The sequence below is a fragment of the Kluyvera sp. 142486 genome (assembly GCF_046569695.1).
GTDB lineage: Bacteria > Pseudomonadota > Gammaproteobacteria > Enterobacterales > Enterobacteriaceae > Kluyvera.
Genome location: NZ_JBKHUI010000010.1, coordinates 187,087 through 193,369 on the forward strand (window position 1 = coordinate 187,087; position 6,283 = coordinate 193,369).

General features: G+C 47.9%; 6 protein-coding genes. 1 reads left to right on the forward strand and 5 read right to left on the reverse strand.

All coding sequences use genetic code 11. From position 1 onward, the window contains the following. Positions 1-7: 7 nt before the first annotated feature. From ACLGE8_RS13165 to ACLGE8_RS13180, 4 genes are all read right to left on the reverse strand, one after another. Positions 8-268: a DUF2534 family protein gene (locus ACLGE8_RS13165; protein WP_333498502.1), complete on the reverse strand. Its 261-nt coding sequence runs from the start codon at positions 266-268 to the stop codon at positions 8-10. 368 nt (positions 269-636) lie between these two features. Then, positions 637-1,272 carry a carbonic anhydrase gene (locus ACLGE8_RS13170; protein WP_185665948.1) on the reverse strand — a complete coding sequence of 212 codons (636 nt, stop codon included), beginning with the start codon at positions 1,270-1,272 and terminating at the stop codon, positions 637-639. A gap of 103 nt (positions 1,273-1,375) precedes the next feature. Beyond that, entirely contained in the window at positions 1,376-2,635 is a 1,260-nt protein-coding gene (locus ACLGE8_RS13175; protein ID WP_410999065.1) for a sensor domain-containing diguanylate cyclase, read from the reverse strand. Between the two features lie 303 nt (positions 2,636-2,938). Next, entirely contained in the window at positions 2,939-3,163 is a 225-nt protein-coding gene (locus tag ACLGE8_RS13180) for a hypothetical protein (RefSeq protein WP_333496309.1), read from the reverse strand. Between the two features lie 246 nt (positions 3,164-3,409). Between ACLGE8_RS13180 and ACLGE8_RS13185 the strand changes: the two genes are divergently transcribed. Beyond that, positions 3,410-3,805 (forward strand): DUF1398 family protein, encoded by a 396-nt coding sequence (locus ACLGE8_RS13185; protein WP_410999067.1) that lies wholly within the window; start codon positions 3,410-3,412, stop codon positions 3,803-3,805. A 113-nt stretch (positions 3,806-3,918) separates the two neighbouring features. On the opposite strand, the gene ACLGE8_RS13190 is transcribed toward ACLGE8_RS13185, so the two are convergent. Further along, the coding region (locus tag ACLGE8_RS13190) for an Ig-like domain-containing protein (protein WP_410999069.1) at positions 3,919-6,283 on the reverse strand (2,365 nt) is incomplete at its 5' end.

Consider the following 6,283-nt stretch of genomic DNA (forward strand, 5'->3'; position numbering starts at 1 on the left):
GAAGTGATTACTGCTGTTCTTCGGAACCTAAGAAGTAAAATCCCAGTGGGATCGAGCACAGGATAGTAAATATTGAGCTGTAGACCATCACCATCGCCCCTTGCAGGACAAACATGCCGGTTGTCCACTCGGCGTATGGCAGATTATATTCTCTGACCACACCACCAAAAGTTGCCCGCCCTACCACCACTAAAGCAATGGCAAATACGACTACCGCACACAGCAGGAATTTCTTGCCGTTTGGTGTCCGCAGTTTTTCCAGAATCATCGCATCCTCCCGACGCCGATCGCATGATATTTCGCTGTATTTGTAACATTAATGAAGCATAAATTGAATGTTTTTGTTTTCGGCGAGTAACAAGCAGGCAATAAAAAACGGGAGCGCACGGCTCCCGTTTTGAGTGCTGTCATCATGCTAAAGCATGGGCGCAGACGGCCAGATTCAGTCTTTCGCCGGAGCGCCCTTCTTCTCCGGTTTGCCAAGTTTAAAACAACGGCAGCGGAGGATAAGGCAATGGCCTGGCAACCTTTTCTTTATGTGATTACGAACGCGTCGCCCCGGCGCTCTGCAAAACGCGGCAAGCTGAGGCTGGTTAAAAACCGTTAACGCTGCCCGCAGGCAGCGTCCGGTGGCGATTATTCGAAGAAGACTTCCGGGTTATCGGCCAGGGAGACGAACGTTTTGCTGTTTTTATCCAGCGCACGAATGGCACCGCTTTCGATGTCATATACCCAGCCATGCAGACGAATCGCGTTGTCGCGCAGGCCAACGGCCACCGACGGATGCGTCTTGATGTTGTTCAGTTGAGCAATCACGTTCTCTTCCACCATCGCGTTCACCTTATCGGTTTCAGTCGCGTAGGTTTTCTTCTCGACAACCGCTTTCGCCGCGTCGGAATAGCGCAGCCAATGGGAAACCGCAGGCATCGGCTCCAGGCACTGACAGGTGGCAATGGCTTTCATTGCGCCGCAGTTAGAGTGACCACAGATAACAATATCGGTCACGCCCAGTGCGACAACCGCATACTCAATCGTCGCGGACACCCCGCCCGGCTCCGGGCCGAAGGACGGTACGATATTACCGGCGTTACGGATGACGAACAGCTGCCCCGGCTCCTGCTGGGTGACTAACTCTGGCACCAGACGGCTGTCGGAACAGGAGATGAACAGCGCTTTAGGATTCTGGCTGGAAGCCAGGCTACGGAAGAGTTCCTTACGTTGAGGAAAAACTTCTTTCTGAAAGTTGAGGAACCCTTCAATGATATGTTGCATAGCAGTATCTCTTTTTCGTTTTTACGCAGGTCATGATGAAAATCACATTTTCAGTGTACCACCTGCTCGCAGAAGGGAAAGTACTCAATCGTGTAACCCGACGTTACTTGCTAACAACAACTTTATTTCGCCCACTCTCCTTCGCGGCGTATAACGCCTTGTCGGCAAACGAAATGCACTCATCGGCGGTGAAACGCCTGTCTAATGTGGTAAACACGCCGATGCTCACCGTCATCGGCTCTGGGGTCAAATTCGCTCCCGCTTTTGCCGTCTCAGATTCAATGCGCCCACGAATGCGCTCTGCTACCGTCAGCGCCACCTGCGCAGAGGCGTTACGCATCAACACGGCAAACTCTTCGCCGCCAATGCGCGCCAGAATATCGCACTCACGAATGGATTTTTTTGCCAGATCGACAATGCAGCGTATGACCGCGTCCCCTGCCGGGTGGCCATAGCGGTCATTGATACGTTTAAAGTGATCGATATCCAGAATCATCAGACTGATGCTCTCACCAGACGCGATCAGCTGCTGTAGCTCTTTATAGAAATAGGCGCGGTTGTAGATACCGGTTAGTGGATCATGTATCGAGAGCATGGTGGAATTTTTGTGCATCAGGAAGATGTCATAGAGCAGCACGATGATCACAAAGAAGGTGCAGACCACCTCAATGCCGCGGCTCAGATACCAGACGGAGAAGTTGTACTCATTCAGGTTCAGCAAAATCAGATTGCTGAAGAGGCTCGAGATGCAGAATGCCGCAATGCTCACCCACAGCAGGTTCCTGAGTTGAGTGATGACGATCGTCAGCAGCAGCGTCATAAACCAGCCCGCCACAATCAACGCACTGTAGTAACTGCTCCAGGCATTACGGTCGTGGCCCTTTGCTTTATTAATCAGATTCAGCGAGATCTGCGGATTGTAGCTGGACAGGTTGTGGGCAAAAATCGCCAGAAAGAAAACCGCGAATGCCAGTATGATGACCAGCGCTTCATCTTTACCATCCGGGCTAATATTCTTCTTCAGCAAATAGGCGTAGTAAAGCGCAAAAAGGATGGCGACGATAAACGTGACCTGACGGAAAAGATAAAATATAGCCAGGTCGTTGGTAATCGCATTAAGCGGAATGCAAACAGAGATAAATTTCTGGATTAGCGTTACGGCCTCTACGCAATAAATATCAGATCCTAAAAAACCTAATCCAAGAATAGCGACGTATAGTAGTTTTCTATTACAGATAAACTGAAAAAACATAAAGAAGAAGATAATCGCATCCAGCAGTAAAAGCAGCCCGGTAAACACCAGATAGTAAATATCAGGGATCACCATCCGATAGGTTGTCAGATGGTTAGCCAGCACAAGCATACCGACAAGTATCAGGCATGCGATGATTAAGAAAAAACTAACCCGAGGGGGTATTCGATGACAGCGCTGGCCCATATAGAGTCCTCCATGACTACTTCGACTGTTATAATCCTCCGTCATGTATGAGCATATTGCGTTTAATCAATATTTATTTTTATAAATCTTTATCGACCACAATATTAATTGAGTATGGTTTATCCATCACCAGCTAAAATAAAAAGATAACCCGGATGTTTTTTATTCAGCAATAGCATATTTGCAGTCGGGGGGAGTCCTAAACCGCCCGAAGGCGGTATCGGGACGTTACTCTGCGATTTCCAGCGCATCCTGGATGGCATCAGCCAGTGCGGCAACTTCCTGAGAAACGTTGCGCAGATCCATCTGGGAGCGAATACCCGAGTTTGCGGTGGATGCAGAAACGGACGCTTTGGAGATCTCCAGAGCGGCCTGAACGGCCAGTAAACGCTTGTGGTTTTCAGCGGCATCAACGCCGGTGGCGCCGTCGAGATCGAAGTACCCTTCTAACATTGTTCTCTCCTTATGATTTCTTGCCCAGTGTAGGGTGATATGTGCGATCGCGCTATCAAATTTGCCATCGTTGATAGCAATACTTAGTAACAATTAGAATACTATTACCATTCCCTTGCAGACCTTAAAATGTCGGCCGTAAACTATTAGAATTTTAATTTATTTACAAGTTAACTATTAATCACCACAGTTCAATCAAATAATAATAAACATCAATACAACATATGGCATACATCAGGAGTGTAAATGGAATTTAATGAAATGCTCAGAGGATTTTTTGAGCAGGTTCGACATGAATCAGACTTCCTGCAATTTTTAACAGAATTAAAACAAAATAATATCTCGTATTACATCTACTTCGTTGCGACAGGAAACGTAAAAGTTGTGACCTCTTCTGATTCTTACGTTTCGATGAAAAGTGACCGTGGGCTCATTAAAATTAACTCAGAGGCTAGCAGTTGTCTGACGCGAATTGCCGCCAAGCGCCATTTCACTCACGTTACCGCCTTTGATCAGTATTGTCGGGAGCTCGCCAGGGCCGGTGTATTTAAATGGGTGGTGGATGTAAATGAAGTGAATCGCTATTACTGGTCAAAAGACAACCAACTGTTGCACACGGAAAATATCATTAATCCTACGTAATAATAAAAGACTGTTAAGTACTGCGTTAGCACAGCGATGACACGTTTTATTATCGCAATAAGATGACCGCCGAAGCGGTCATCTTAGTACTGATAGTGATACGCCGTTAACCGTTAAATGACTGGCGTGTCCGGTTTTGCTATCAGTTCATTAATATTAAACTCCCCGGAAGAACAGTGCTCAACCGTGATGCTCATTGTTGCCCCAGAACTTATCTGCCCATTGGTATTGATTTCGATAACCGCATTACCGTTGCTGTCATCCGTGATTCTGATATAAGAAGCGAGATCGGTCTCGGCAACATCACCCAGCAGATCGCTTAAATCAATGCGATCGCCTTCGTCGGCTCTGAAGTCTTTAATAACATCGTGCCCATCATCGCCTTTAATCCAGGTGAACGTATCGCTGCCACTTCCGCCGTACAGCGCGTCATCGCCTTTGCCGCCAATCAGAATATCGTTTCCGGAACCGCCGTAGAGGGTGTCATTGCCAGTTCCGCCGTAAAGAATGTCATTCCCCTCGTCGCCGTACAGTATGTCGTTTCCACCACCACCGAACAAAATATCATTCCCCGCCCCACCATAGAGTGTGTCATCACCACCCTCCGGTGAACTTATATCGAATTCCTGACTATTGTCGATGATGTATTTTTGTACATCCGCAAGCGTTGGGCTTTCTACCCCTAATTTAGTCGAAATATAGTTGAACAATTCGCTAAATTCGTTGTAGCCGTCGCCAAACAGAATATCATTCCCCATACCGCCGTAGATAAGGTCATTGCCATCACCACCGGCAAGGATATCATCCCCCCCGCCGCCATAGAGAATATCGTTTCCTGCACCGCCAAAGAGAATATCATCACCGCCATCACTCCGTGACATGTCGAATACTTCAGGATGCTCGGTAATATACTGATGAATATGGGCAGAGGTTATAGAAGAGACGTCAACGCCCATCTCCTTCGAGATAAACTCCCTAATGGCTGCAAAGCCGTTTCCTGCGATTCCTGCAAATTCTACGGCATCACCAAACAGGATATCATTGCCGCTTTTCCCCTGAACAATATCTTCCGCACCTGCCACACGAATATCGTTTTTACCCAGGATCGCTTCAGCAAGTTCGCTCGCTTTAATATCAGTCTGTACGTTCCCATCAGAGTCGTAAGCTCTAAGATCGTCAGCACCGATAGCTTTATTCACGCCTAAGGCTTCAATTGTACCGCAGACCGCTAATAGCATAGCAAAGGAACTCAGAGCCCCGTTGGTAACGTTAGGGTTATCCGCGCTCGCAGCATTACCAGAACCAAATGTGCCCGTTATTTTATAGCCACCCGCACCATCCGAAACAACGGTACCAATTTTAGTTCTCGTACCTCCATTCCATTCATATACGTTACCGTTCTTATCAACAACTTCTCTGAGAGTATTATTGACTCTCATCGAGTAGGCAGTGCCCAACTTAAAGTTGATGGTATTAATATCAAGGTAAGCTGTGGCGGTACTGCGTGCATCAACATCAACAACCGTCAAAGAACCCGTATAGATTGTTGGTTTCCCGTCGGTGATAAAATAGGTGAGATTGGTGCTTCCATCACCTTCAAACCCTGAGAACCATTCTGCCGCATTTTCAAATGCAGCACCGTAGTTGGTACTGCCGCCGCTGGACATCTTGTTCATTTGCGTAATGAGATCGGTCAGCACCTTGCTTCTTTGCGCATCAGTCATGCTCGAGGTAAATGTCGCTTCGTAGGAAAATTGAACTTTAGTATCAAAATCAACTAATAATATGTTCAGCGTCCCGGAGTTTTCGACTGCGGTACCGGCGGCCAACGTCGTGAATACCGTTTTCAGGGATGCAACTAACGCGCTGATATCCTTAGCTGATACGCTGCCAGAAGTATCCACCAGAAAAGCTATATTGTAGTCTTGCCCTGGCTGGGCCTGAAAACCCTCCACGTCACCAATGATGACTGTGCTGCTGCCTTCATTTGCACTAATGGTATCACTGCCAGCCGTACCTAATTTTTCCGATGCGGTTTCCACTGTGACGGTTCGTGAATAGTCACTGAAATCGGTATTTCCCGCGGCATCGGTAATGGTGATATGCGCATCAACCTTTGGCGTCGCGACCAATTCCGCCGTATCTACCGTTAATTCCCATACTAATTTATCGCCAACCTGCTTGAGCGACACATTGTCATAAGTCGTATTGTTAACCGTAATGCTTACCGTGTCGTTTTCCGTGGCTTCTCCGGTGACGTAGCCGGTGATCGTCGTGGTTGGCGCATCTTGTCCTTGCCAATGCGTGGTTTCTGAGGTGTCGAGGTAATCGTCACCAGTAATAGGGTCAATAACGATCTTCACATCTACCGCCAGATCGCGGGCCACCCCGGTGTCGTCGGTGTCGCTGCCCCTGTTATCCGCCGCGTCGTAGCCGTTGACGCTGACCTCAATCTGCGTGCCGTCCTGCAGCAGCTCC